This is a genomic window from Kitasatospora sp. NPDC094019, assembly GCF_044764505.1.
In the GTDB taxonomy this organism is placed as follows: Bacteria; Actinomycetota; Actinomycetes; order Streptomycetales; family Streptomycetaceae; genus Kitasatospora.
In genome coordinates, this window is sequence record NZ_JBIWIF010000001.1 from 133,136 (window position 1) to 156,398 (window position 23,263).

At 73.7% G+C, this 23,263-nt stretch carries 23 protein-coding genes and 2 pseudogenes; 13 read left to right on the plus strand and 12 right to left on the minus strand.

The annotated features are described in order from the left end of the window. Positions 1 to 145: 145 nt before the first annotated feature. Positions 146 to 1,087 (plus strand): aminoglycoside phosphotransferase family protein, encoded by a 942-nt coding sequence (locus tag ACIQ9P_RS00635; RefSeq protein WP_402347445.1) that lies wholly within the window; start codon positions 146 to 148, stop codon positions 1,085 to 1,087. 37 nt (positions 1,088 to 1,124) lie between these two features. Here the strand turns inward: ACIQ9P_RS00635 and ACIQ9P_RS00640 are convergent, their stop codons facing one another. The 5 genes from ACIQ9P_RS00640 to ACIQ9P_RS00660 form a co-directional block, all read right to left on the minus strand. Continuing rightward, on the minus strand, positions 1,125 to 2,285 hold the full coding sequence (locus ACIQ9P_RS00640) for an FHA domain-containing protein (RefSeq protein WP_402347448.1): 1,161 nt from the start codon (positions 2,283 to 2,285) through the stop codon (positions 1,125 to 1,127). Between the two features lie 271 nt (positions 2,286 to 2,556). Then, positions 2,557 to 2,751, minus strand: coding sequence for a hypothetical protein (locus ACIQ9P_RS00645; protein WP_402347451.1), 195 nt, complete (start codon positions 2,749 to 2,751; stop codon positions 2,557 to 2,559). A 49-nt stretch (positions 2,752 to 2,800) separates the two neighbouring features. Continuing rightward, positions 2,801 to 3,337 carry a hypothetical protein gene (locus tag ACIQ9P_RS00650; protein ID WP_402347454.1) on the minus strand — a complete coding sequence of 179 codons (537 nt, stop codon included), beginning with the start codon at positions 3,335 to 3,337 and terminating at the stop codon, positions 2,801 to 2,803. Positions 3,338 to 3,418: 81 nt separating this feature from the next. Continuing rightward, positions 3,419 to 3,544, minus strand: a complete 126-nt coding sequence (locus ACIQ9P_RS00655) for a hypothetical protein (RefSeq protein WP_402347456.1) — start codon at positions 3,542 to 3,544, stop codon at positions 3,419 to 3,421. Positions 3,545 to 4,006: 462 nt separating this feature from the next. Beyond that, positions 4,007 to 5,005, minus strand: coding sequence for a zinc-dependent alcohol dehydrogenase family protein (locus tag ACIQ9P_RS00660; protein ID WP_402347458.1), 999 nt, complete (start codon positions 5,003 to 5,005; stop codon positions 4,007 to 4,009). Positions 5,006 to 5,153: 148 nt separating this feature from the next. Between ACIQ9P_RS00660 and ACIQ9P_RS00665 the strand changes: the two genes are divergently transcribed. From ACIQ9P_RS00665 to ACIQ9P_RS00690, 6 genes are all read left to right on the plus strand, one after another. After that, on the plus strand, positions 5,154 to 5,507 hold the full coding sequence (locus ACIQ9P_RS00665; RefSeq protein WP_402347461.1) for an ArsR/SmtB family transcription factor: 354 nt from the start codon (positions 5,154 to 5,156) through the stop codon (positions 5,505 to 5,507). Between the two features lie 74 nt (positions 5,508 to 5,581). Next, positions 5,582 to 6,313, plus strand: coding sequence for a tyrosine-protein phosphatase (locus ACIQ9P_RS00670; RefSeq protein ID WP_402347464.1), 732 nt, complete (start codon positions 5,582 to 5,584; stop codon positions 6,311 to 6,313). 361 nt (positions 6,314 to 6,674) lie between these two features. Continuing rightward, the gene (locus ACIQ9P_RS00675; RefSeq protein ID WP_402347467.1) at positions 6,675 to 7,082 is read left to right on the plus strand and encodes a hypothetical protein; all 408 of its coding nucleotides are present in this window, start codon (positions 6,675 to 6,677) and stop codon (positions 7,080 to 7,082) included. Positions 7,083 to 7,247: 165 nt separating this feature from the next. Then, complete coding sequence (locus tag ACIQ9P_RS00680; RefSeq protein WP_402347470.1) at positions 7,248 to 8,135, plus strand: ATP-binding cassette domain-containing protein; 888 nt, start codon at positions 7,248 to 7,250, stop codon at positions 8,133 to 8,135. A gap of 1 nt (position 8,136) precedes the next feature. After that, positions 8,137 to 9,474, plus strand: a complete 1,338-nt coding sequence (locus tag ACIQ9P_RS00685; protein ID WP_402347473.1) for a hypothetical protein — start codon at positions 8,137 to 8,139, stop codon at positions 9,472 to 9,474. Between the two features lie 23 nt (positions 9,475 to 9,497). Continuing rightward, the gene (locus ACIQ9P_RS00690) at positions 9,498 to 10,076 is read left to right on the plus strand and encodes a hypothetical protein (protein ID WP_402347476.1); all 579 of its coding nucleotides are present in this window, start codon (positions 9,498 to 9,500) and stop codon (positions 10,074 to 10,076) included. 296 nt (positions 10,077 to 10,372) lie between these two features. Here ACIQ9P_RS00690 and ACIQ9P_RS00695 read toward each other — a convergent pair. Then, positions 10,373 to 11,173, minus strand: a pseudogene (locus ACIQ9P_RS00695) (pentapeptide repeat-containing protein); the annotation flags it as partial. 202 nt (positions 11,174 to 11,375) lie between these two features. On the opposite strand from ACIQ9P_RS00695, the gene ACIQ9P_RS00700 reads away from it, so the two are divergent. After that, positions 11,376 to 13,046 (plus strand): DUF2079 domain-containing protein, encoded by a 1,671-nt coding sequence (locus ACIQ9P_RS00700; protein WP_402347478.1) that lies wholly within the window; start codon positions 11,376 to 11,378, stop codon positions 13,044 to 13,046. A 91-nt stretch (positions 13,047 to 13,137) separates the two neighbouring features. On the opposite strand, the gene ACIQ9P_RS00705 is transcribed toward ACIQ9P_RS00700, so the two are convergent. After that, positions 13,138 to 13,935, minus strand: coding sequence for an SGNH/GDSL hydrolase family protein (locus ACIQ9P_RS00705; RefSeq protein WP_402347481.1), 798 nt, complete (start codon positions 13,933 to 13,935; stop codon positions 13,138 to 13,140). Positions 13,936 to 14,337: 402 nt separating this feature from the next. Continuing rightward, positions 14,338 to 14,745 (minus strand): annotated as a pseudogene (locus tag ACIQ9P_RS00710) (winged helix-turn-helix transcriptional regulator); the annotation flags it as partial. 97 nt (positions 14,746 to 14,842) lie between these two features. On the opposite strand from ACIQ9P_RS00710, the gene ACIQ9P_RS00715 reads away from it, so the two are divergent. The 4 genes from ACIQ9P_RS00715 (at position 14,843) to ACIQ9P_RS00730 (ending at position 17,375) form a co-directional block, all read left to right on the plus strand. Next, positions 14,843 to 16,057, plus strand: a complete 1,215-nt coding sequence (locus ACIQ9P_RS00715) for a pyridoxal phosphate-dependent aminotransferase (protein WP_402347484.1) — start codon at positions 14,843 to 14,845, stop codon at positions 16,055 to 16,057. A 212-nt stretch (positions 16,058 to 16,269) separates the two neighbouring features. Then, complete coding sequence (locus tag ACIQ9P_RS00720; RefSeq protein WP_053650305.1) at positions 16,270 to 16,494, plus strand: type II toxin-antitoxin system VapB family antitoxin; 225 nt, start codon at positions 16,270 to 16,272, stop codon at positions 16,492 to 16,494. Positions 16,495 to 16,497: 3 nt separating this feature from the next. Further along, positions 16,498 to 16,917: a PIN domain-containing protein gene (locus tag ACIQ9P_RS00725; RefSeq protein WP_402347489.1), complete on the plus strand. Its 420-nt coding sequence runs from the start codon at positions 16,498 to 16,500 to the stop codon at positions 16,915 to 16,917. 125 nt (positions 16,918 to 17,042) lie between these two features. Then, positions 17,043 to 17,375: a YnfA family protein gene (locus ACIQ9P_RS00730; protein ID WP_402347491.1), complete on the plus strand. Its 333-nt coding sequence runs from the start codon at positions 17,043 to 17,045 to the stop codon at positions 17,373 to 17,375. A 45-nt stretch (positions 17,376 to 17,420) separates the two neighbouring features. Here the strand turns inward: ACIQ9P_RS00730 and ACIQ9P_RS00735 are convergent, their stop codons facing one another. From ACIQ9P_RS00735 to ACIQ9P_RS00750, 4 genes are all read right to left on the minus strand, one after another. After that, positions 17,421 to 19,085: a fibronectin type III domain-containing protein gene (locus ACIQ9P_RS00735; RefSeq protein WP_402347494.1), complete on the minus strand. Its 1,665-nt coding sequence runs from the start codon at positions 19,083 to 19,085 to the stop codon at positions 17,421 to 17,423. A 251-nt stretch (positions 19,086 to 19,336) separates the two neighbouring features. Then, on the minus strand, positions 19,337 to 21,439 hold the full coding sequence (locus ACIQ9P_RS00740) for a choice-of-anchor A family protein (protein WP_402347497.1): 2,103 nt from the start codon (positions 21,437 to 21,439) through the stop codon (positions 19,337 to 19,339). A 177-nt stretch (positions 21,440 to 21,616) separates the two neighbouring features. Further along, a complete protein-coding gene (locus ACIQ9P_RS00745) occupies positions 21,617 to 21,868 on the minus strand; it encodes a hypothetical protein (RefSeq protein ID WP_402347500.1) in 252 nt (83 codons plus the stop codon). 126 nt (positions 21,869 to 21,994) lie between these two features. Beyond that, complete coding sequence (locus ACIQ9P_RS00750) at positions 21,995 to 22,432, minus strand: (2Fe-2S) ferredoxin domain-containing protein (protein ID WP_402347503.1); 438 nt, start codon at positions 22,430 to 22,432, stop codon at positions 21,995 to 21,997. A 250-nt stretch (positions 22,433 to 22,682) separates the two neighbouring features. Here ACIQ9P_RS00750 and ACIQ9P_RS00755 point away from each other — a divergent pair, with 250 nt between their 5' ends. Continuing rightward, positions 22,683 to 23,099: a DUF3592 domain-containing protein gene (locus ACIQ9P_RS00755; RefSeq protein ID WP_402347506.1), complete on the plus strand. Its 417-nt coding sequence runs from the start codon at positions 22,683 to 22,685 to the stop codon at positions 23,097 to 23,099. Positions 23,100 to 23,263: the final 164 nt, after the last annotated feature.

A 23,263-nucleotide genomic window follows, 5' to 3' on the forward strand; every position in this document is an offset into this window, starting at 1 on the left:
GCGCCTCCCGGCGGCCACCGGCAGCGCCGACGCGTTCCCGAGCGCCCCCCGCGAAACCCAACGCCCCTGTGAAATCCTCGCGTTCTCACCCTGGTGTTCGAAATCCGCCTGATCGCGGGGCCCGTCCCGGCGTACAGTGCCGGGCATGTGCGCAGCCGCCCGGACGCCCGACCGCATGCACGACGACGACTTCCTGCACGACCGTCTGCACGACGAAGAACCCGTCATCGACACCGGCTTGGTGAGACGGCTGATCGCGGCCCAGTTCCCGCAGTGGACGGGCCTGCCGCTGACCCCGGTCGGCGCCACCGCCACGGACAACGCGATGTTCCGGCTCGGCGCCGACCTCGCCGTCCGGCTGCCCAGGGCCGCGTGGGCGGCCGCGAACGTCGCGCGCGAGCAGTACTGGCTGCCCCGCCTCGCGCCGCATCTGCCGGTCCCGGTGCCGGTGCCGGTCGCCCACGGCCGGCCGACCGCCGCCTACCCGTGGGAGTGGTCGGTGCTGCGCTGGCTGGACGGCGTCCACCCGACCCCCGGGGCGCTCGCCGACCCCGGGCGACTCGCACACGACCTGGCCGGGTTCCTCGGCGCGCTGCGTACCCTCGCTCCGGGCCCGGACGCCCCGTCGGCCTCGCGCGGCGGACCGCTGTCCGGCCGCGACGCCGCCACCCGCGCGGCGGTCGGACGACTGCGCGGCGTGATCGACACCGGGGCGGCCGGCGCCCTCTGGGACAAGGCGCTGCGGCTGCCCGAGCCGGTCGGACCGGCCGCCTGGGTGCACGGTGACCTCACCACCGGGAACCTCCTGATCACCGGGCAACGCCTCGGCGCCGTGCTGGACTTCGGCCTGCTCGGGACGGGCGACCCGGCGGTCGACCTGATCGCCGCCTGGAACGTGCTCCCGGCGGTGGCCCGCCCGGTCTTCCGCGCCGCCCTCGCGGTCGACGACGCCACCTGGGAACGCGGCCGGGCCTGGGCGCTCTCCATCGCCCTCGTCCAACTGCCCTACTACCGCACCACCAACCCCCCACTGGCCGCCAACGCGCGCCACGTCGTCCGGGAGGTCCTGACGGACCGCAGCGTGTGACGGGCTCCGGCCTCCGGAGGGCCCGGAGGGCGCGGCCTCAGACCGAGCGGGTGGCCTCCGCCGCGCCCGGCGGCAACGGGGTGCGGGCGCCCTCCGCCCGCCAGGCACCGGCGAGTTCGGCGGGGAAACGGCGCCCGCTGCGGGTCAGGACCAGACCGGGAGTGAGTTCGACCTCGTCGCCCGGGCGGAACGGCCGGTCGGCGTCCGCCGGGAGCCGCTCCCACGGGCCGAGGTGCCCGTGCCGCCCGGCCGCCCGGATCCGGCTACCGTAGGTGCTGGTGTCCCGCACCACCACGGCCCCGCCGCGCACCGCGACCAGCAGGTGCCGACGGCTGACCCCGGCGGCGCGCTCGGCGGGCAGCAGCCCGGCCAGCGGGATCCCGTCGGGTGTCCCGGGGGCGCGGCCGACCTCGGTGCGCGCCCCCTCGTCGAGGGTGTACCGGCCCACGCACTCCCCGTCCAGAACCAGCTTCACCTGGGCGGCGCCGGGCCGGGCCCCGTCGTCCAGCAGCGGGGTGCCGTGCAGCTCGCACGTGGGCACGCCGCGGCGCATCCGCGGCAGCATCACCCGCCCGCCCCGGTGCACGCTGTACAGGCCGCACCGCGCGTCCGGGCAGCGCCAGGCCCGCCCGACCACCTCGACCAGCGGTTTGCGGCCGGCGGTCAGCAGCCCCTGCTTCTTGAGCGCGGACAGCTCCATCTTCTTGGAGATCTCCGCGCCGGTCCGGTACCCCATGTCCAGCGGCGCCAGCCTGACCGCGCCCCGCCCGGCCGCCTCCGGCCGCAGGAACTGCCAACTGTTCCCCTGGATCCACGGGTGCTCGATCCGGTGATCGTCGTAGTAGTCGCCGGTCACCACCTGAATCCCGGTCATACCGGCGATCTCCAGCACCCGCTCGTCGGCGTCCGGCACCTCCTCGACCAGTCCTTCGGCGACCCAGCGGGCCAGCGTCGGCGCGTCCCCGGGTTCGGTGAACTCCCGCCGCCCGCCCAGCAGACTGCGGTCCGCCACGCAGTACACGGCGACGTGCCGGTCCCCGGTCATCCGCACCAGCGCCTCCACCACCAGCCCCAGCCGGTCCAACGAGCGCGGCGCGGACCCGCCGAAGTCCGTGCGCCGGACGATGTTGGAGAGCTCGACCAGATAGTCCGCCCGGTCGGCGGACGTGGCGAGGTTGCGGTCGATTCCGTGCTCCATCGGGCCTCCGCGCTCGTCCGGCACGGGCCGCCCCGGACGACCGTCCCCACGACCCGTCACACCCTCCCCATCATCGCCGATCCCACCCCGGAGCGGGAGCGGACCGCGGAGCCGCCTCGGAGGATCTCGAACAGAGAGACTCCACGGGCGGTGCCTCGTCGGACCTCCGGGCGGTCCGCGTGCACGGGGCGCACCGGAGCACAGCCCCGCCGTCGCGTCGCCCCGGTTCCGTCATCACCCGGCGTCCCTGCCAGCCGTGGAACCGCCGCCCTCAGTCCCGGCGACCGCTTCCGCCGGCGCCGGGGAACCGCTGCCTGGCCCAGACACTGCCGACCACGGTCACGGCGCACCAGACGGCCCCCTTCGGCCCGGACGCCGACACCAGGCCGATGGCGTCGCACAGCTGCGCGACTCCCGCCCCGAGCAGGCAGAAGCCGACGACCGCGAGGAAGAATCTCAGCTGCACCGAACCCTCACTCCCCCGAAACCCCTGCTCCCCCGTCGTACCGGTTCCATCATGGCCGCTCCCGCACCGAACCGGTACCCGGCAGCGCGTCGACGATCCGGTCGACCGCACGGTCGCGTGTCCACGGCGGGAACCGCGGGATCCGCCGCAACGCCGCCAGGCTGCCTGCCAGTTCCGGCGAGCCGAGATGGGCCCGCCTGCCGGTCCGGTCGAGGCGGCGCACGAACCGCCGCACGGCCCCGGGGCTCCAGCGGGCCCCGGACCGCGTCGGCACCTCGAAGGCCCAGTTCACCGGCGGCCGGGCCACCGGCTTCACCCAGAGGTACGATTCCGACGTCCCCGGTGCCCGCTCGGTCACCGAACCGACCGTGAGCAGGAACATCAGGGCGTTCTGGGCCCAGGACTTGAGGCCGATGTCCTGGATCTCCACATCGATCCGCTCGATCCCGTCCCAGCGGAAGACCTCCCCGCCGCCCTCCCGCCGCAGCCCCTCCCGGTCGAACACCGGCTCCCCCGCCCGGCGTTCCCCGCGCCCGAGCCGGGCGCCGTCCGATCCGTACCGAAGTGGTCCGTACATCGATGCCATTCCGTGGTCTCCTCCCTTCCGAATGCGGCGCTGCCCGGCCGGCCACGTGGTCACCCCCCGCACGGCACGGTCCCCGCGGCACTACTTTCGCGACCGGTCCCTCCAGCGCCGGCCGATGGCGAGACCGGCCGCCGGCAGCGAGAGGAATCTGAACGAATCCGGGACCAGCCAGAACGTCAGCACGGCGAAGACGGTCAGTACGGCCACCAGCTCGATGGTGAATCGGTAGCCCCACGTTGCGGGCCACGCCCTTCGGCCCAAGTCGCCGTACTCGTCCGCGGAGGGCGGTGATTCTGCAGGCATGCCACGCAGCTCTCTCTCAGCGGGGTGACGATCGGGCGGTGCGGGCCGGCGCGGGCGCACACCGGTACAACGGGATCGGTGGAGTGGAAGCGGCCGGCGTTGAGGTCGTGGAGCCGCAGGCCCATGAGGACGATGCTGTCCCGGGCCTCGGCGGAGCACTGCTTGTCGCCAGGCCAACCGTAGCGGGTGGCCGCCTCCACCGGGTATCGATTCCGACAACGAAGCATCGTCCACGGCCGATTTCCGAGGTCCTGTCGCGTCAACGACGGCCGTGGGGCATTCGGATCACTCGCCACGGCCCGCCCGGTTCCTCCCGACCGTCGGTCGGGAGGATGCCGTGTCGCACGGCAACCCGGATCCGAGGGATCATCGGTGATCGACCGTCACCACGATCTTGCCGATCTGGCGGCCGGCCTCCAGGTAACGGTGGGCGTCGGCGATCTCCTCGAAGGGGAAGACGCGGTCCACCGCGGGCTCGAAGGCGCCGGAGCGCAGGCCGGAGGTGACGAAGGCTTCGGCGCGGCGCAGGCGCTCGGGGTCGGTGGTGATCTCGTGCAGGGTGTAGCTGCGCATGGACCTGCCCTTCATCACCGGCATCGGCGGGAACGGGGTGTCCTCGCCGCTGAGGGCGCCGTGGAGGACGAGGGTGCCGCCCGGGGCGAGGGCGCGGGCGAGGTCGACCACACCGGGGCCGGCCACGGCGTCGAGAACGAGTTCGGCGCCCCGGCCGCCGGTGAGTTCGAGGACGCGGGCGGCGAGGTCCTCCTCCTCGGTGACGACGACCGCGGCGGCGCCGGCCTTCAGCAGGGCCTCGCGCTTGGCCGGGGTGCGGGTGGTGGCGATCGGGACGGCGCCGACGCGGTCGGCGATCCGGATCGCCGCCAGACCCACGCTGCTGGAGGCCGCGGTGATCACCACGGTATCGCCGGCCCGCAGACCGCCGGCCTCCACCAGGGCGCCGTACGCGGTGACATAGGGCATCCAGACGGCCGCGCCGCCGACCGCGTCGAGCCCCTCGGGCCGGTGCAGCACCGCGTTCGCCGGGACCACGGCGCGCTCCGCGTAGACGGCGTAGTCGTTCATCGAGAAGGCCGGGACGACGCTGATCGCGTCGCCGACGGCGAACCCCGCGACGGCCGGGCCGATCGCCTCGACGACGCCCGCGGCCTCGCTGCCGAGCCGGCCGGGGAACTCGCGGACGTCCTCGATGTACTGGCCGCCCCGGTACAGCACCTCGGCCCGGTTGAGGCCGATCGCGTCGACCCGGACCAGGAGTTCACCCGGCCCGGGCTCCGCGACCGGCACCTCCTCCAGCCGCAGCACCTCGGGTCCGCCCAGCTCGTGGAACAGCACGGTCCTGGCCATGGTTCGACTTCCCTTCACCGCGAGTGGCTGACGTGTTGTCAGGCCCCACAGCCAAGCCCAAAGTACGGCGGGTGTCAAACTTCGACGACTGTCGTACTTTGATTGCTGTCGTACCATGACGGGAGACAGCACAGGAGGCCGACCACCCATGGCACGAGCGGCACAGCACACCGGCTCCACTCCCGCCCGGGACCGCGTCCCCCCGCACCCCGACCTGCGGACGATCGGGCTCCAGCAGGTCCTGGAGGCACTCGTCGACCCGGTGCGGCGGCAGATCGTCCGCGCCCTGCACGCGGCCGGCGAGGACCTGCCGTGCGGAGCCGTCGAACTGCCGGTCAGCAAGTCGACGGCCACCCACCACTTCCACGTCCTGCGCGAGGCCGGGCTGATCCGCCAGCACTACGTGGGCACGTCGCGGATGAACGCGCTGCGGGGCGAGGAGTTCGCGCAGTGCTTCCCGGGCCTGCTGGAGGCAGTGGTCGCGGCGCCCGAGCGGCGCTGAACCCCGGCGCACCGGCCCGAGTCCGGCCCGCACCGGCCCGCGTCCGCCCCGAACCGGTTCAGTAGGGTGCGGACATGACCCGCCACATCGCGTTCGACGGCCCGCACAACTTCCGTGACCTGGGCGGTTACCCGGCCGCCGACGGGAGGGCCGTCCGCTGGGGGCGGCTCTACCGCTCGGCCTCGCTCGGGGTGCTCGCCTCGCCCGCCGACCTGGAACGGTTCCGGGGGCTGGACATCGGCACGGTGATCGACCTGCGCTACCCCTGGGAGATCGCCCGCAAGGGCCGGGTACCGGCACTGGACGGCGTGGCGTACCACAACCTCTCGATCGAGCACCGGCCGTACGACCAGGCCGAGATCGACCCGGAGCTGGACCCGTGGCGGTACCTGGCGGATCGTTTCGCCGAGGTGGCCGAGGACGGTGTCACGGAGATCCGTGCCGTCCTCGAACTCGTCGCCGACGCCGACCACCCGGTGGTGTTCCACTGCGCCTCCGGCAAGGACCGCACCGGACTGATCGCCGCCCTGGTGCTGAGCCTGCTCGGCGTCGGCGAGGACGACGTGGCCGCCGACTTCGCCCTCACCGAGCTGGTCACCGCCCGGCTGGTGGCCGACTGGCACGCCGCCAACCCGGGGCGCACGCTGCGCTGGCCCGGCTTCGGACGCGCGCCGGAGGAGGTCATCAGGCTCACGCTGGCCGACCTGCGCTCCGCGCACGGCTCGGTCCACGCCTATGCCACCGGCAAAGTCGGCATCGACGAGGCGCTGATCGGCCGGCTGCGCGCCCGGCTGCTCTCGGCCTGACCCGGCGAGATCGAGAACCGGCCAGGGCCCGACCGGGATGACCATCCCATAAAAAAGGAACCGGTCGATCAACGGACCGGAAACAGACACAAAGAATCGATATTCGCCGGAAAGCCGCCCGGCCCGGGAATTTCCGGCGAATATCGATCACCCTCTTGCCGGTCCGCCACGCTTCGGCCCCGCCCTCCGGAATGGCCGGAAAAAATAGTGCTGGCCACCTGTTCGTGCACGCTAAGGTCATTTTCGCGGCGGGTTCGGCCGACCGGGTGACCGCGACCGTTCCGGTCGGACCTCCGCTCGTTTCCTTCTGTCTGCATGGCGCCGCCCGCCCGGTGGTGCCACCGGAATGATCGGACGGAACATGCACGCAACGAACCGCTCCGGCCGCGTGCTCCGCGGCATGCTGGTGACCGCCGCGCTGCTCGGCTTCGCCAGCGCCACCCCCGCCCTCGCCGAGGGCTCATGGGCCTCCCACATCAGCAGCTGGGGCCCCGGCTCGGAGTCCCGCCGGTGGTCCGACGCCGACCGCGACGACACCGTCACCTCCGTCACCTTCCAGGGCTGCCAGACCGGGAACAACGACTTCAAGGGCGCCGACCTCCAGCTCTACAAGGACGTCTTCGGGCCCGACAAGACGTACGGGCAGCGCTCCAACCACTGCGACACCTCCAGTTGGGGCGACCAGAGCGCCGGCGACTACTACTTCGCGCTGGAGGGCGTCCGCAGCGGCTCCCGGCTCTGGGTGGACACCGTGACCACCCGGTACTGAGCACCCCTCGCCCGGGCCACCTCGGCCCGCCCCGCTCCGGCCCTCCCTCGCTCCTGCCTCCCCCCGAACCCTCACCGGCCCGTACCCTCCGCCCGCGGCGCCGGCGGCCGCCCCCGCCCGCCGGCATCGCGCGCCCCTTTCCCGAGCGAAATGCGTCGACCCTCCATGGCCCTTGAATTCCAGCGCATCGACTTCCAGTACGGCCGGAAAGCCGGGCTCTTCACCGGCCTCGATCTGCGGATCGACAATCCGGCCACTGTCCTGCTCGGCCCCAACGGCGCGGGCAAATCCACCCTCATGGCCCTCGCCGCCTCCCAGTTGAGCCCGCGCCGGGGATCCGTCAGCTGGCACGGTGTCGATCCGGCGGCGGGCGCCGGCGACCGGGCCGCCTACCGACGCGCGGTGGCCTGGCTGCCGCAGCAGATCACCCCGGTCCCGGGCCTCAGCGTCCGCGAACAGGTCGCCTACTGCGGCTGGTTGAAGGGCATGTCGCGGGCCGCCGCCTGGCGGGCCTCGGCGGTCGCGCTGGCCCGGGTCGGCCTCGGCGAGCTGGCCGACCGGGCCGGAAACCGGCTGTCCGGCGGCCAGTTGCGCCGGATGGGCATCGCCGGCTGCCTCGCCCACCACAGCGAACTGATCCTGATGGACGAGCCGACCGCCGGCCTCGATCCCACCCAGCGGGCGGTGTTCCGCGCCCTCGTGGAGGAGTTGACGAGCGAGGTCAACGTGATCGTCTCCACCCATCAGACCGAGGACCTCTCCGGCACGTACCGGCAGGTGGTGGTGCTGGACCGGGGACAGGTCAGGTTCCAGGGCGCCACCGAGGAGTTCCACGCGCTGGCGACCGACGGTGGGGCGGGGAGCGGGTCCGGGGACGGGGGCTCCGGCCGTCCCACCGCGGCCGTACCGGGAGCCGTGCCCGCGCCAGGAGCCGTACCCGGAACGGGAGTCGTCCCCGTACCGGGAGTCGTCCCCGGCCCGGGCTCGGGGACCCTCACGGGCGGGCCGAGCGCCGAGGCCGCGTACGCGCGCCTGATCGAGCGGGAGACCTGACATGCTGGTGCGCACCCTCCTCAGGGTCTCGGCGGGCACCCGGATGCTGCCGTTCCTGCTCGGCTTCGTCCTGGTCGCGCTCGGCGACGAACTGACCGCCTGGGTCACGCCTGCCTACGGGCTCGCCGCCGCCGGGCACGCCAGCCTCGCGCTGCCGTTCGCCTGCTCGGTCTGCGCCGCCGCCGGTGCCTGGGAGGGCGGCCGACTGCACCGCGGCGGGGTGTTCGACCGCTCGCCGGTGCGCTCCGCCCTGGCCATCAGCACCCCGGTGCTGCTGCCGGTCGCGCTGATGGGCGGGCTCGGCATGCTCGCCGCGCTCGCCACCGCGGCGCTGGCCGGCGGTACGGCGGACGGCGTGTCGCAGCCGGGCGTCCTCGCGGTCTGGGCCGGCCTGCTGCTCGCCGGCACCCTGGTCGGCTCGGTCGTCGGCCGGGTGCTCGCGCCGGTGGTCGCCGTCCCCCTCGCACTGATCAGCAGCTTCGTCCTGAACGCCTACCCGGTGGCCTTCGACACCTACTGGCCCCGGCACCTGGTCGGCGGCGGACTGTCCGACTGCTGCGCGGTGGACCAGGTACTGGACGGACGGGCGGTGGTGGCCTCGCTGGCCTTCTCCGGCGCGGTCTGCGCGGCGGCCGTCCTGCTCGTCCGACGGCGCGGCAGCCCGCTCGCGCTCGCCGCCGCGCTCGCGGTGACGGCGGGCGGGGTCGCGCTGGGCGGCTGGACCGCCCGCGACCTGGGGCCCGAACCGGTGCGGCCCCGGTCCTCCGCCGCGCTGCGCTGCGACGCGGGACAACCGCGCGTCTGCCTCTGGCCCGAGCTCGGCGCCGCCCGCTCGCTCCTGGTCCGCGAGGAGGTCCGGCGGACGGCGGCGGCCCTGGCCGGACGCGGCGTCGCCGTCCCGGCGGTGTTCACCATGGCCGCGCGCCCCGGTCCGGGCGAGGCCGGGCTGGGAGTCCCGACCGACGCCCGGGTGCCGGACGTCACCGCCGCCGTGGTCGGCGGACTGCTGCCCCGCACCCCGGACTGTGCCCGCCGCGGCGACCCCTACCCCGCCGCGGCGGCCGTCGGCACGGCCACCGCCTGGCTCACCGCCACGGCGGCGGGAAGCACCGGAGCCGGCGGGACGACCGGGGACGGCGGCGGCGGCCCGGCCGGCCCGGGCGGCGGCGCCGACGGCCGGTTCACCCCGGCCGACAGCGCCCGCGCGGCCCAACTGCTCCAGTTGCCCGACACCGCCCAGCTCGCCTGGTACCGGGGCGCCCTGGACGCCCTGGCCGACTGCGGCACCCTGCCCCCACCCGTCCCGCACACCGGCGCGACGATCGGGGGTGAGCGGTGATCTGGTGGTGCAAGGCACGCGCGGTGCCACTGCTCCTGGCCGTCCTCGCCGGGACGGTCGCCGCCGGGCTGCTCCTCGGCGACGGCGAACTCCCGGTGCCGGCCCTGCGGGGCCAGGCCGGGCACTTCCTGCTCGCGCACGTGATCACGCTGCTCCCGGCGGTGTTCCTGCTGTACGGGCTGGGCCGGGGCGACCTGCGGACCGAGACCGTGGCCGGGCGGTTCCTGCGCGGACTGGACGTCGGCCTCGCGCTCACCCTGGCCGCCGCCGGAGCCACCTGCGGCAGCCTCGCGTACGCCGCCGGTCAGGGGGCGCTCGCGCTGGTCGTCGCCCGCAACATCGCCGGCTACCTCGGCCTGGCGCTGCTGCTCCACCCCTTGATCGGCCACCGTCCGGCCGCCGCCGCGCTCGCCGCCGTCCCCCTGCTCTGCTCGGCGGCGGGCTGGCACCCGGACGGCAGCCCCCGGCCCTGGGCCTGGCCGCTCCACCCGGCCGGCTCCGCGTACGCGCTCGCCGCCGTCGCCCTGCTGCTCCTCGCGGGGGCCGGGTGCGCGCTGTTCCGCCGACATCCGGCGACCGGCTCCCGCCTGCTCGCCGGCTGACCCTCGCGCCGTGGCGGCCGACCCGCGCGCCGGAGCGGAAGTCCCGCTCAGCCTCAGCGCGACCCGCCCCGGCGGCCGCCCTGCCGACCGCCACCCTGACGACCACCGCCGCCCTGACCACCGCCTTGACCGTCGCCGCCCTGCTGCCGCCCGCCGGAGCGGCCGCCGGAACCCGAACCCGAACGAGTACCGGCGCCGGAGCGGCCGCCGGAACCCGAGCGACTGCCGGAGCCCGAGCCGCCCTGCGGCCCGCGGGGCGCGCGTCCGGCCGGGGCCGGGGCGGCCACCGTCTCCGGCCAGTGCGCGGGCCTGGTCAGGGTGGTCGGAAGGCGGGTGGCGGCGTCGCCGCGGGCCGCGTTCAGCTGGGCCTGGGTGAGAAAGAGCACGTCGGTCAGGTCGGCGCCGGCCAGGTTCGCGTCCCTCAGGTCCGCGCCGACCAGGTCGGCGAGCCGCAGGTCCGCCCCGGACAGGTCGGCCGCGACCAGCATCGCGCCCCGGAGGTTGGCCCCGCGCAGGTCCGCCCCCCGCAGCCGGGCACCGAAGAGGTCCGCCCCCCGGTGCTCGCGCCGACCCGGGACGGCGGCCCGGACCAGCTCGCCGGCCCGGAGCAGCAGCTCGGCCACCGTCTGCCGGTGCGCGGGGACGTCGACCGCGAGGATCTCCTGCGGCGTGCCGGCGACCAGTCGCTCCGTCTCCTCCAGCGCCCGGCGCAGCTCCCCGTGGACGGGGCGGGCCGGGGCGAAGGTGAGCGCCTCGGTGAGGTACCGAAGCAGCTCGTGCAGCTGCCGCACCACCGGGAACACCTCGTACATCGTCCGGGCGGTCTCCGGCGCCTCCCGCCAGCTCCGCCCGCCGAAGGTCACCTGGGAGACCTGCTGGCCGGCGCCGAAGCAGTCGTACACCGTGCAGCCGGAGAAGCCGGTCCCGCGCAGCCGCTCGTGGATCCCGCAGCGGAAGTCGGTCCGGAGGTTGTGGCAGGGGGTGCCGGCGGCCTTGTCCACGGCGAAATCGGTGCCGGCGGCGAACGGCAGGGCCACGCAGCACAGTCCGAAGCAGTTACCGCAGTCGGAGACGAGGTCGAGGCTAGGGACGCTCACGGTGCTGTTGTTCCTCCAGGACGACGGGTGGTGCGCTGTAGAGCGTACCGACGGCTTCGAACGGCCGTCGGCTAGTCTGGTCGGCCGAACCCCCAGCACCACGGAACCGGCGCCGGCACCACGGCGTCGGTACCGCAGTACGGCACCACAGGTATCGCAGTACTGCACCACGGCACCACGGCACCAACGGAGGACCCAAGGCATGTCCCGGCACGACGTGACGCCGTACCCGGACACCGAGGGCGCCGAGGACGCCACGCGCACCGCGGGCACCGCCGGTCCCGGCACCCCCGGTCCCGGCACCGCCGACGGCGGCACCCACGAACCGGCCCTCCGGATCCCGCCGCGCGCCCGCACCCTTGGCCTCACCCTGCTCTGCTTCGCGGTCTGCCTCGCGATCGGCCTCCAGCAGTGGACCACCGCCCAGCTCGGCGGCTTCGACCTCGGGATCTTCGACCAGGGCGTGCGCGGCTACGCGCATCTCGGCCTGCCGGTCTCGACCCTGAAGAGCTACCACCACGAGTTCCCGCCCGGCTTCTCGCTGCTCGGCGACCACTTCTCCCCGGTGATCGCGCTGATGGCGCCGCTCTACTGGCTCTGGGACGACCCGCGCTCGCTGCTCCTCGGCCAGGCGCTCTGCTTCGCCGCCGGGGTGCCGCTGATCCGCCGGATCGCCGGGCGCTGCTTCGCCGACGCCGACCCGCGCACCGCCCGCCGCGCCGCCGACCTGGCCGCGCTCGCGTACGGGCTGGGCTGGCCGCTGCTGGTGGCCTCGCGCGGCGGGTTCCACGAGGTGGCGTTCGCGGTACCGCTCACCCTGCTGATGCTGGAGCGCGGGATGGCCCGGCAGTACTGGGCCTCGGCGCTGGCCGGTCTGCTGCTGTGCTGCACCAAGGAGGACATGGGCCTGGCCGTGGGCGCCTACGGTCTGGTGCTGCTGCTGCGGGCCCGGCGGGACCCGGACCCGGCCCGGCGCCGTCCGGCCGCGCGCTGGGGCGCTGGGCTGCTGCTCGGCGGTCCGCTCGCCTCGGCGCTCGCGATCGCGAAGCTGGTGCCCGCGATGGGCGGCGTGCCCGGCTACTACTGGAACTACCAGGCACTCGGCGAGGACGGCGGCTCGGCGGTCGCCAACGTGCTGGCGGACCCGACCCGGCTGCTCACGGCCTCCTTCGACGCCCCGCTGAAGCCGCTGCTGCTGCTCTGGATCTTCGGCACCCTGTTCGCCCTCCCGCTCCGCTCGGCGACCGTGCTCCTGGCCGTCCCGCTGCTGGCCGAGCGGGTGCTCTCCAGCAATCCGAACCACTGGTCGATCGCCCGGCACTACGACGCGTTCCTGTGGCCGATCCTGTTGGTCGCCGCCCTGGAGGTGCTGGGCCGCTGCCACGGCCGGGCGCTCACCCGGCGGCTCGGGGTGGCGGCGGCGGCCCTGACCGTCGCGGCGGCGGTGCCGCTGGGCCTGGCGAACCTGTTCGTTCCGGCCTACTGGCAGCCGAAGCCGAGCGAGGCGGCGCTGCTGCGCGGCGCGGCGCTGGTCCCGGACGGCGCGTCCGTCGAGGCCGACAACCAGGCGGCGCCCCGCCTGACCGCGCGGGCGGACGTGGTGCTGGTGGACGAGAAGCCGCGCGGGCGCGCGTACGTGCTGATCCGCGCGGACAAGCGGTCCTTCCCGTTCCGGACCGACCGGGAGCAGGCCGAGCGGATCGAGCTGCTGCTCGCGCACGGGTACCGGACGATCTGGTCGGAGGACGGCGTGTACCTGCTGCACCGGGAGGGCACCGAGCCGGTCCCGGGCGAGCAGGTGCCCGGCCCGGACGCCGTGCCGTACCAGGACGCGGTGCCGTCGGACGTGGGCCACAACCTGTTCCGCGGCTGACCCTCCGCCGACCCGCGGCCGCCCCTCCAGCGCCCCGGAACGGCCGGTCCCGACCGTTCCGGGGTGCTGGCCCGGCCCGCGGAGGTCCGGGTCAGCCCTCGTACGGCGCCAGCTCGGTGCGCTTCGGCGCCCGGCCGTCGCCGGAGGAGCGACCGGTGAGCCGACGGCCGATCCAGGGGCCGAGGTGCGTGCGGACCCAGCGGGCGTCGGCGGCCAGCTTCTCGCCGCGGGTCGGCGGGGCGGTGGCCGGGAGCGGGGCGCGCCAGTCGAAGCCGACCGGCCGTCCGAGCGACTCCAGCACGGCCTCGGCCACCCGGCGGTGCCCCTCGGGCGAGAGGTGGAGCCGGTCCTCGGCCCAGAGCCGGCGGTCGTCGAAGCAGGGTGCGGAGAAGAGGTCGACCACCGCGATGCCCGGGTCCTGGGCGAGCTCGTGGACGAAGTCCTTCATCCGCAGGATCGCGGGGAGCAGCCGGGCCGAACCGGCCATCCGGCGGGTGGGGTCGGTGCTGCTGAACATGACCACGGTGGCACCGGTGGCGCGCAGCCGGGTGGCGGCGGAGCCGAGGAGTTCCTCGACCCGGGCGATGTCGCAGCGCGGGCGCAGTACGTCGTTGAGCCCGCCGGCGAGGGTGACCAGCTCGGCGCCCAGACCGGCGGCCCGGTCGACCTGCTCGTCGTGGATCTGGCCGATGAGCTTGCCCCGGACGGCGAGGTTGGCGTAGCGGAAGCCGCCGGCCGGGTGTTCGGCCGCGAGCCGGGCGGCGAGGCGGTCGGCCCAGCCCCGGTAGTGGCCGTCGGGCAGCAGGTCGTCGCACATGCCTTCGGTGAAGGAGTCCCCGACGGCGACGTAACTGCGAAAGGCGGTGGGCGTGTTCTCGGTGTTCTCCATGGCCCGACGATCGTACGCGCGCGGTCCCGGGCTCGTCCGCGGACCCCGCCCGTCCCGGGGGCGTCCGCGGACCCCGCCCTCCCGCGCGGATCGGTGACGACTCAACGCCCGCGGCAAGCGGACGCCGATCGCCCGTTGATCGGCGGCGGGCAGAGTGGGACACGTCGGGAGGAACGGCCGGGGGGAGGAACCGCGGGCCGCGCGCTCCGCGGCGTCCGACCTCGGGGGTGCCGGACGCCGGGGCGACTCTCCCCACCGCCGGTCGCGGGCGCGGCGCCTCCCACACGGGTGCCCCCGCGACCGGCCACCCCACCACGGCCCCCTCCGGACCGGAGGCCGGACGCGAAGCCTGCTCCGAAACCGGACGCCGGCCGGACGTCAGCCGGCCACCACCGCGCCCGCCACGTCCAGCGCACCCGGACCCGCACCCGCACCCGCCGTCACCGCCCCGCCGGTGATCCAGTGCGTCCGCACCGCGTCGGTCGGCCGCTGCTCCCCCAGCGCGTCGAGCCCCCAGCCGCCGAGCGCCTCGACCACCGGCCGCAGCGCGGCCCCGCGCCCGGTCAGCTCGTAGACGGTGGCGTTGGCCGGCCGTTCCAGGCGACGGCGCTCGACGACGCCCTCGCTCTCCAGCTGCTTGAGCCGCGCGGCGAGGATGTCGGTGGAGACGCCGGGCAGGTCGGCGTGCAGATCGGTGTAGCGGCGCGGGCCGGCCAGGAGTTCACGGACGATCAGGAGGCTCCAGCGCTCCCCCACCGCGTCCAGGGCGCGGGCGACGGCGCAGTACTGGTCGTAGCTTCGGCGTGACATGTGGATCAGCATAGCCAAGAGGTTGGACTTTCCAAGTGCCTACTTGGTAGAACAAAGCAACCAGGGTCGGCGTGGGGTGACGGTCGGGAGGCCGCAGATGGAGTTTCGGCAGTCGAGCAAGCTCAATGACGTGTGCTACGAGATCCGCGGCCCGGTGGTCGACCAGGCCAACGCGCTGGAGGAGGCGGGGCACAGCGTGCTCCGGCTGAACACCGGCAACCCGGCCACGTTCGGCTTCGAGGCGCCGGAGGAGATCCTCCAGGACATCATCCGCAACCTCCCGCGCGCCCACGGTTACAGCGACTCGCGCGGCATCCTGCCGGCCCGGCGCGCGGTCGTGCAGTACTACCAGCAGCGGGGCGTCGACGGTGTCACCGTCAACGACGTCTACCTCGGCAACGGCGCCTCCGAGCTGATCCAGATGGCCGTCACCGCCCTGGTGGACGACGGCGACGAGGTGCTCGTCCCGATGCCGGACTACCCGCTGTGGACGGCCGTGGTCCGGCTGGCCGGCGGCAAGGCCGTGCACTACGCCTGCGACGAGCAGGCCGACTGGTTCCCCGACCTCGACGACATCGCCGCGAGGATCACCGCCCGCACCAAGGCGATCGTGGTCATCAACCCCAACAACCCCACCGGCGCCGTCTACCCGAAGGAACTGCTGGAGGGCATCCTCGACCTCGCCCGCCGGCACCAGCTGATGGTGCTGGCCGACGAGATCTACGACAAGATCCTCTACGACGACGTCGAGCACCACTGCCTGGCCGCGCTCGCCGACGACGTCCTCACCCTCACCTTCAACGGACTCTCCAAGTCCTACCGGGTGGCCGGCTTCCGCAGCGGCTGGCTGGTCGTCTCCGGCCCCAAGCAGCACGCGAGCGACTACCTGGAGGGCCTCACCATGCTCTCCGGCATGCGGCTGTGCCCGAACGTGCCCGCCCAGTACGCGGTCCAGGCCGCGCTCGGCGGCCACCAGTCGATCAACGACCTGGTCCTGCCGGGCGGCCGCCTCACCGAACAGCGCGACGTCGCCCACCGGGCCCTGAACGAGATCCCGGGCGTCAGCTGCGTCAAGCCCAAGGGCGCGCTGTACGCCTTCGCCCGGCTGGACCCCGCCGTCCACCGGATCGTCGACGACGAGCGCTTCGTCCTGGACCTGCTGCTCCGCGAGAAGATCCACGTCGTCCAGGGCACCGGCTTCAACTGGCCCCGCCCCGACCACTTCCGCTTCGTCACCCTCCCCCGGGCCGACGACCTGGAGACCGCGATCAACCGCATCGGCCGCTTCCTCGCCACCTACCGCCAGGTCTGATCCCGGCCACCCGCCACCGGGCCCGCCCCGCCCGCCTTCCCCCCGGCAGCCCCCGCCCCGCGCGGGGGCTGCCGCGCTTCGGTCGAACTCATTGCGTCAAGCAATCGACATGTAACCACAAATATGGACATTTCAACTTGCCAATATCGCGTCCGGGCGATTAATGTGGATGACGTGGATAGCTTTGCCACATCATCAACGGAGGCGCGAAAATGAGTATGACCAACGTCGACGTCGACGACGCGATCCTCGCCGAGGCCATGCGCCTCATGGGGACCAGCACCAAGAAGGACACCATCAACGGCGCCCTCGCCGACTACGTCAACCGACTGAAGCGGATCGAGGCACTGGAGAAGCTGTCCGCACGTGCGGCCCGGGGGGAGTTCGACCCGACGGAGCGGATCCATCAGGCCCGGAAGACGGGCGGGGAGGAATGACACATGAACGACCTCGGCTATCTGATCGACACCTCGGGGTTCGTCCACCTGATGCGCGATCCGGCGGCACTCGCCCGCTGGCGGAGGCCGCTGGAGTCCGGGCTCATCAGGATCGCCAAGGTGACCAAGTCGGAGATCCTCCACTCGGCCACCGGCCCGGCGCACCGTGACGAGCTCGAGGAGGAGCTCAACGACCTGTTCGGTCCCGCGCTCGGTGTCCCGAAGGGCGGTGAGGACTGGGCCCTCAACGCCCAGTACAAGCTCACCCAGAAGGGGCAGCACCGCTCGGCCGGCACGGTGGACCTGCTGCTCTGCTCGGTCGCGGCGCACTACAACTGTCCGGTGCTGCACGTCGACAACGACTTCGTCACCGTCGCGCGCGTCATCGCCGAACTCCGGGAGCGCGACGTCCGGGCGTCCTGACCCCGCTCCTGTGCGAAGCCCCCTGCCGACCGTTCGGGATTCCCGAACGGTCGGCAGGGGGCTTCACACATGTGCCCGGGCCCGAGGAGCGGCCGCCCGGGTCCGGCCCCCTAGGCTGGGCCGCTATGACCGTTCTGCGTTCCGTCGCCCTGTTCGTGCTCGCCGCGCTCGCCGAGATCGGCGGCTGCTGGCTGATCTGGCAGAGCGTCCGCGAGGCGCGGCCGTGGTGGCTCGCCGGAGTGGGGGTGATCGTGCTCGGCGGGTACGGCTTCGTGGCGGCGCTCCAGCCGGACGCCGCCTTCGGCCGGGTGCTGGCCGCGTACGGCGGGGTGTTCGTGGCCGGCTCGCTGCTGTGGGGCGTGGCCGTGGACGGCTTCCGGCCGACCCGCTACGACGTGCTGGGCGCCCTGGTCTGCCTGACGGGAGTCGCCGTGATCATGTACGGACCCCGGCGCTGAGCGAGCGCCGGGGTCCGTGGGTACGTCGCGAAGCTGGAGCCGGTCCTACCAGCCCCAGCCGCCGCCCTCGCCGTCGTCGTCGCGGTCGCTGTCCCAGCCCTCGCCGACCTTGCGCAGGATGGTGTAGTGGTCGACCCGGGTGCCGTCCTCCGCCAGGGCGGTGACCGTCATCTCCGACTTCTGGCCCAAGTGGGCGGGCTTGACGTCCACCTTGATGAACGAGTAGCCGGTGTAGCGCACGCGCGACCACTCCACCGTCTCGGTCACCTTGCCGCCGCCCTTGGCGAAGTAGTAGGTGTCCACCGAGTCGAGGCGCTGCTCGTGGCCCTCGTAGGTGTCCGGGGCGTCGAAGCGGTACAGGCTGCGGCCGGCCGCGCCCGCCGTCACGTAGACCACGCCGTCCGTGGCCGGCTCGACGGTGGCGCCGCTCGGCACCGCCTTGGCGACCTTGTTGCCGAGGATCGCGTCGGTGCGCTCGTAGACGTGGTTGTGACCGTTGATCACCAGGTCCACCCGGTACTTCTCGAACAGCGGCACCCACGCCTCGCGCACGCCGCCCTCGGAGGCGTGCTGGTGGGTGGTCGAGAAGGCGCAGTGGTGGAAGAAGACCACGACGAAGTCGACGGTCTCGTCGTTGCGCAGGTCCTTGAGGGTGCGCTCCAGCCAGCGGGTCTGCTTGCCCGCCGAGACGCCCAGGTTGGCCGGGATCTCGTAGGAGATGTCGTTGGCGTCCAGCGAGATGACGCCGACGTTCTTGTAGCGGAAGGAGTAGACGCCGGGGACGCTGCGCTTGTCCGGGCCGTTGTCCGGCAGGTAGAAGCGGGCGTTCTCGCCGCCGTAGCCGTTGGGCGAGTACCAGGCTTCCATGTCGTGGTTGCCGTAGGCGACCATCCACGGCACCTTCGAGGCGACCGTCTCGGTCTGCGCCAGGAAGGCGTCCCAGGTGGTGGCGTCGAACACCGACTTGTCGGAGTCCTGGCCGGAGCCCGCCGGGTCGGCGTAGCAGATGTCGCCGGCGTGCAGGTGGAAGGCCGGGTTCTGGGCCAGGATGATGTGGTCGTTGCCCTTGGCGTGGTCGCTGACGCCCTGGTCGCCGAAGGCGGTGAAGGTGAACGGCTCGTACACCTTGCCCCAGCGGTGGTCGCGCGGGGGCGCGGTGCGGAAGGTGCCGAGGGTGGAGATCGCCTGCTGCGAGGCCGGGTCGAAGCCCTGGTGGCCGACACCGTAGTAGTAGGTGGTGTCGGGGCGCAGGTCCTCCAGCGCCACGTGCAGGTAGTACTGGTCCACGGCCTTGCCGGTGGGGGTGAGGGCCGGGGTGTGCAGGGTGCGCACCTCCGCCTCGATCTTGTGGCTGAGGTCCCACGGGCTCTTGCCGTAGCGCAGGAACGGCCGCTTCACCGGGGCCGGCACCTGCCAGGAGACCCGGAACTGGGTGTCGGGCTCGGGGCCGAAGGCGAGGTGACGCCCGATCGGGGCGACCATCGAGCCGTCGATGCCCGCGGTGGCGCCGCCGGCCAGCAGCTGCGGCGCGACGGGGGCGGCCGAGGCGGTGCCGCCGAGGGCGCCGCCCACGGCCAGCGCGCCCACCGAGACGGCACCGGCGCGCAGCATCCGGCGGCGGGAGAAACGGGCCCGCAGGTACTCGTGCTGCTCGGCCATGCTCATGCGGTCGGCGAGCTTCGCCGGCACGCCCATGTTCGGAGTTTCCATGGACAGGGACTCTCCCAGTCACGTGTTGACCGGACGCGGACGGGCGGTGAACGCGCCTGGGCGTACCGGTCAGTCGAACGCCAATGTTCGACCATGGCTCGGCAAAGCCGTGCGCGGGCGAAGCGCTCCGCGAGGGGTCCGCGGGCCGCGGTCGGGGACCGGACGCCGGCGGGGCCGGGACCGTCCCGAGCGGGGGTGCCGCTCCGGACGGTCCCGGCCGCCGGTTCACCCGGTCGGGGGAACGGCCGTCATCAGCAGTCGTCGTCCTGCTTGTTGGTGAGGGCGACGGTGACGCAGTCGTCGGCGTTCACCCGGTACGGCCCGCTGACCGGGTCCGGCGGGAGCTGGTAGCCGCTGGGCGCGACGGTCTCCCGCAGGTAGTACTGACCGGTCGACAGGTGGGTGAAGTCGCAGCCGCCGTCGGTCGCGGTGGTGCAGCCGCCCGCCCGGACGTCCGGGTTGATGCCGATGGTCTGCAGGCCGGGGATGCCGTTGCTCTCCCGCCACAGCTCGAACTTCGCGCCGCCGAGCGGCTTGCCCGACCAGGCGTCCTTCTTGGTCAGGTGGATCGAGCCGGTGCCCGGGGGCTTCGGCGACGGGCAGTCCTTGGCGGTCACCTGGACACCGGCCGCGGCGTTGGCCGGTGTCAGCACCAGCGGACCGAACACCGGCTCGGCCGGCAGGTCGTAGCCGGTCGGGGCGGCGGTCTCGCGCCAGTAGTAGGTGCCCACCTCCACCGTCCGGCGGCACAGACCGTCCGCTCCGGTGGTGCAGGGGACGCCGACCTGGTTGTCGGGGTTGATGCCGATGGTCTGCAGGCCGGGGATCCCGTTGGTCTCACGCCACAGGTCGAACACACCGCCCGCGAGCGGGGCGCCCGTCTCGGCATTGGTCTTCAGTACCCGGACCTCACCCGTCACCGGGGGCGTCGGGGCGTCGGCGGCGGTCACCTGGACACCGGCCGCGGCGTTGGCCTCGGTCAGCACCAGCGGACCGAACACCGGGTTCGCCGGAAGCTGGTAACCCGCCGGAGCGGCCGTCTCCCGCCAGTAGTACGTCCCCACCTCCACCGTCCGACGGCACAGACCGTCCGCACCCGTGGTGCAGGCCGCACCCACCTGGGTGTCCGGGTTCACCCCGGAGGTCTGCAGACCGGGAACGCTGTTGGTCTCCTCCCACAGCTCGAACACACCGCCCGCGAGCGGAGCAGCCGTCACCGAATCCGTCTTCAGCACCCGCACCTCACCCGTCACCGGGGTGGTGCCGCAGGAGGGAAGGTCGCCGTTGAAGGGGTAGGAGTGGAACTCCTGGCCGCCGCCGCCGACCGCCAGGCTGGTGTGGGTGAGGGAGCCGGTGGTGAAGAAGCGGCCGTTGACGCCGGCCAGGGTGACCGTGGTCTGCGAGGCCGGTTCGCCGATCAGGAAGCTGCCCTGGAACTGGCCGGTGCCGGCCAGGGTGACCGAGGTGGCGTCGGGGAAGTTCCACAGCAGGCGGTCGCGGTAGCCGTTCAGCGGATCGTCGGAGTCGTTGATGCCGCCGCTGAAGGTGTTCAGGGCGCGGGTGGTGCCGGTGACATTGACCAGGACGGTGGCCCCGGCCGGGACATTGGCGAAGACGATGCCCTGCTGACCGCCGGTCGGCCCGGTGAGGTCGAAGTCGGCGTTGAAGACCTGGAGCGCCGAGCTGCCGTCACCGGTGAACAGGGTCTGGCCGCCCTGGTTGACCGCCGTGCCGGTCGGGGTGCGGGGCACGCCACCGACCCGGGCGTAGCAGTCGGAGGCGGTGGAGAGCTGGGTCCGCAGGGCGGTGTAGGGCTGGACGGCGTTGGCATCGGTGGTGGAGGTGCCGGTCACCGTGCCGCTGACGGGCCCGGCGTGCCGGACGACGCCGCCCTCGGCCACCAGACTCTGGCCGCTCGCGACGGTGACCCCGGCGCCGGTGGTGAGGAAGTCGGCGCCGTCCGGCGGGGGGACCCGGGAGCCGACGCCGGCGATGCCGACGTTGTAGATCGAGCTGGCCCCGGCCTCCTTCGCCTGGTCGAAGGCGTTCAGGACGACGACGCGGCCCTCGGCCTCGGCGGCGCGGCCGCGGACCAGGAAGTCACCGCCGACGTAGACGTTGATGCCGTTGTCCCGGCCGGTGAACGGCCCGTTGTTGATCGAGGTGGGGTAACTGGCGGGGCAGCTGCCGGGCACGCAGGGCCCGAGTCCGCCGGGCAACGGGGCGGCCGCGGCGGCGACCGCGCCCGGGCCGAGCGCGAGGACGGGGACGAGGGCCGTGACGAGGGCGGACGGCACCGCGAGGGCACCGGCCCTTCGACGGACGCGGGCGAGCAGTCGGTTGAGGGAAGCCATGCTCGTAGCGTCCGACAGTCTGTGCGAACGCGGTCACCGCTGGGGCGCCCTCCTACGCTGATGCGGTGAGCGGGCGCACCCGCCCGGACCAACCGTCACCGTCCGGAGCGGGCCGGGAGGGCGTCCCGCCGCGTCAGGGTTCCCCGGCGGCGTCGTGGCGGCCCGGACCGCGCGGCGTCAGGACGCCTCGTCCCAGGAGGAGGCCGCCCGGTTCCCGGTGCCGTCGCAGGTGCGGCAGATCTCGTCGCGGTAGGCGTGCTTGGCGCCGCCCGCGTCGACCCGGTAGCGGACGTACACCCCGGTGCCGTCGCAGAGGAAGCAGTTGCCGCCGCCGCCGCCCACCTCGGTGGTGCCGGTGCCCTGGCAGGTCCGGCAGCTGAGGCCGGCGGTGCGGCCGGTGCCCGCGCAGATGCGGCAGACCGTGGTCATCCTCGTCCTCCTGTCGGGGCCCGGAACCGGGGCGTGTCTGACAAGCCCTGGGTCATGCTAGGCCAGCCGGTCGACGCGCGGGTCCGGGTCGGCGGGGTCCGGGCGGGCGGGTCCGGATCGGCGGGGTCAGCCCGGCAGGCCCTCGCCGACGCGGCGGGAGACCGAGATCTGCTGGAGGTCGAGCATCCCCGGCGGTTCGGCGACCCCGGGGCCGCCGGAGTGCACCCAGCCGGCGATCTCCTCGATCATGTCGTCCGCCAGCACCCAGCCCAGCCAGACCGGCCGGCCGCCGGCCGCGCGGCCCTCGCTGGAGGGGCCGACCACGACGACGTTGGAGTGAGCGCAGGTGTCCAGGCACTTCACGGCGCGGACCCGGCCGGCGTCGCCGACGGCCGCCCGCAGCCGCTCGTACTGGCCGGCGTGGTCGACGCCCGGGTGCTTCTCCTGGGTGCCGCAGCAGCAGCCCCGGCAGACGGTGACGGTGACCGGGGCCGCCGGGCCGCGTCCGCCCTGCCGGCCGGTCCCGCCCTGCTTGCCGACCCGGTCGCGCTCGCGACGGCTCATGGTTCCTCGGCCTCCTCGTTCCCCAGGGCCCGCCACCGCGCCGGTGCGCGCGGCGGCCGCAGGCCGCTGCGGCCGACGATCACGGTGGAGCCCGCCGGCCGGGTGACACCGGGACGGCAGCCGCAGCCTACCGGGCCGTCGTCCGGCGGATCCCCGGGGCGTCACCGCCTACATGAACTATGCTCCAACAGAAGGAAGTTGACGACAAAGCCCTGGGCGCACACCGGCCCGGGGCGTAGGCTGCACGGCTGTGAACCTTCTCGCCCTCGCGATCGGGACGGTGCTCGCCGGCAGCTCCTACTGGACCGGGTCACGGGCCTCGCGAACGTTCCGGATCAACCGCTACGGCACCCGGTTCCGGGCCCGGGTGATCTCGGTGACGAGCACGCCCGTGGGCGACGAGGGCGGGTACGAGGACACCGTCCGGGTGCGGTTCGACGTCCCGGACGGGCCGGCGGTGGAGGCGGACACCTCGATCGCCCTGCGCGGGCCGACCGGGCTCCGGCCGGGCGACCCGGTCGAGGTCGCCCACCTCCCGCGCTTCCCCGGGAAGGTCGTCCTCCCCGGCTTCCCCAGCGCCGACGGCGTGGGGCTGCTGGGGTACGCCTGTGTGCTCTTCGCGGTGATGACGGTGTTCTTCTTCTGGGTGGCCGCGGCCACCGGCTGACGACGCGCACACCCGCCCGAATTCCGATCCGCCCCGTTTCGAAATGCCTTTCGACACCCCTCGGAGCGAAATTCGGAATTCCCGCCGGAGCGCCTTCCGAAACCTCTGACGACTTTTCGGAAATGTATGCGCACAGCATGGACGACCGCGAAACCTGCCAGTAA

Coding starts and splice junctions, on each gene's coding strand:
- ACIQ9P_RS00635 (WP_402347445.1), top strand. CDS start 146: ATGTGCGCAGCCGCCCGGACGCCCGACCGCATGCACGACGACGACTTC.
- ACIQ9P_RS00640 (WP_402347448.1), bottom strand. CDS start 2,285: ATGGAGCACGGAATCGACCGCAACCTCGCCACGTCCGCCGACCGGGCG.
- ACIQ9P_RS00650 (WP_402347454.1), bottom strand. CDS start 3,337: ATGGCATCGATGTACGGACCACTTCGGTACGGATCGGACGGCGCCCGG.
- ACIQ9P_RS00660 (WP_402347458.1), bottom strand. CDS start 5,005: ATGGCCAGGACCGTGCTGTTCCACGAGCTGGGCGGACCCGAGGTGCTG.
- ACIQ9P_RS00665 (WP_402347461.1), top strand. CDS start 5,154: ATGGCACGAGCGGCACAGCACACCGGCTCCACTCCCGCCCGGGACCGC.
- ACIQ9P_RS00670 (WP_402347464.1), top strand. CDS start 5,582: ATGACCCGCCACATCGCGTTCGACGGCCCGCACAACTTCCGTGACCTG.
- ACIQ9P_RS00675 (WP_402347467.1), top strand. CDS start 6,675: ATGCACGCAACGAACCGCTCCGGCCGCGTGCTCCGCGGCATGCTGGTG.
- ACIQ9P_RS00680 (WP_402347470.1), top strand. CDS start 7,248: ATGGCCCTTGAATTCCAGCGCATCGACTTCCAGTACGGCCGGAAAGCC.
- ACIQ9P_RS00685 (WP_402347473.1), top strand. CDS start 8,137: ATGCTGGTGCGCACCCTCCTCAGGGTCTCGGCGGGCACCCGGATGCTG.
- ACIQ9P_RS00700 (WP_402347478.1), top strand. CDS start 11,376: ATGTCCCGGCACGACGTGACGCCGTACCCGGACACCGAGGGCGCCGAG.
- ACIQ9P_RS00705 (WP_402347481.1), bottom strand. CDS start 13,935: ATGGAGAACACCGAGAACACGCCCACCGCCTTTCGCAGTTACGTCGCC.
- ACIQ9P_RS00715 (WP_402347484.1), top strand. CDS start 14,843: ATGGAGTTTCGGCAGTCGAGCAAGCTCAATGACGTGTGCTACGAGATC.
- ACIQ9P_RS00720 (WP_053650305.1), top strand. CDS start 16,270: ATGAGTATGACCAACGTCGACGTCGACGACGCGATCCTCGCCGAGGCC.
- ACIQ9P_RS00725 (WP_402347489.1), top strand. CDS start 16,498: ATGAACGACCTCGGCTATCTGATCGACACCTCGGGGTTCGTCCACCTG.
- ACIQ9P_RS00730 (WP_402347491.1), top strand. CDS start 17,043: ATGACCGTTCTGCGTTCCGTCGCCCTGTTCGTGCTCGCCGCGCTCGCC.
- ACIQ9P_RS00735 (WP_402347494.1), bottom strand. CDS start 19,085: ATGGAAACTCCGAACATGGGCGTGCCGGCGAAGCTCGCCGACCGCATG.
- ACIQ9P_RS00740 (WP_402347497.1), bottom strand. CDS start 21,439: ATGGCTTCCCTCAACCGACTGCTCGCCCGCGTCCGTCGAAGGGCCGGT.
- ACIQ9P_RS00745 (WP_402347500.1), bottom strand. CDS start 21,868: ATGACCACGGTCTGCCGCATCTGCGCGGGCACCGGCCGCACCGCCGGC.
- ACIQ9P_RS00750 (WP_402347503.1), bottom strand. CDS start 22,432: ATGAGCCGTCGCGAGCGCGACCGGGTCGGCAAGCAGGGCGGGACCGGC.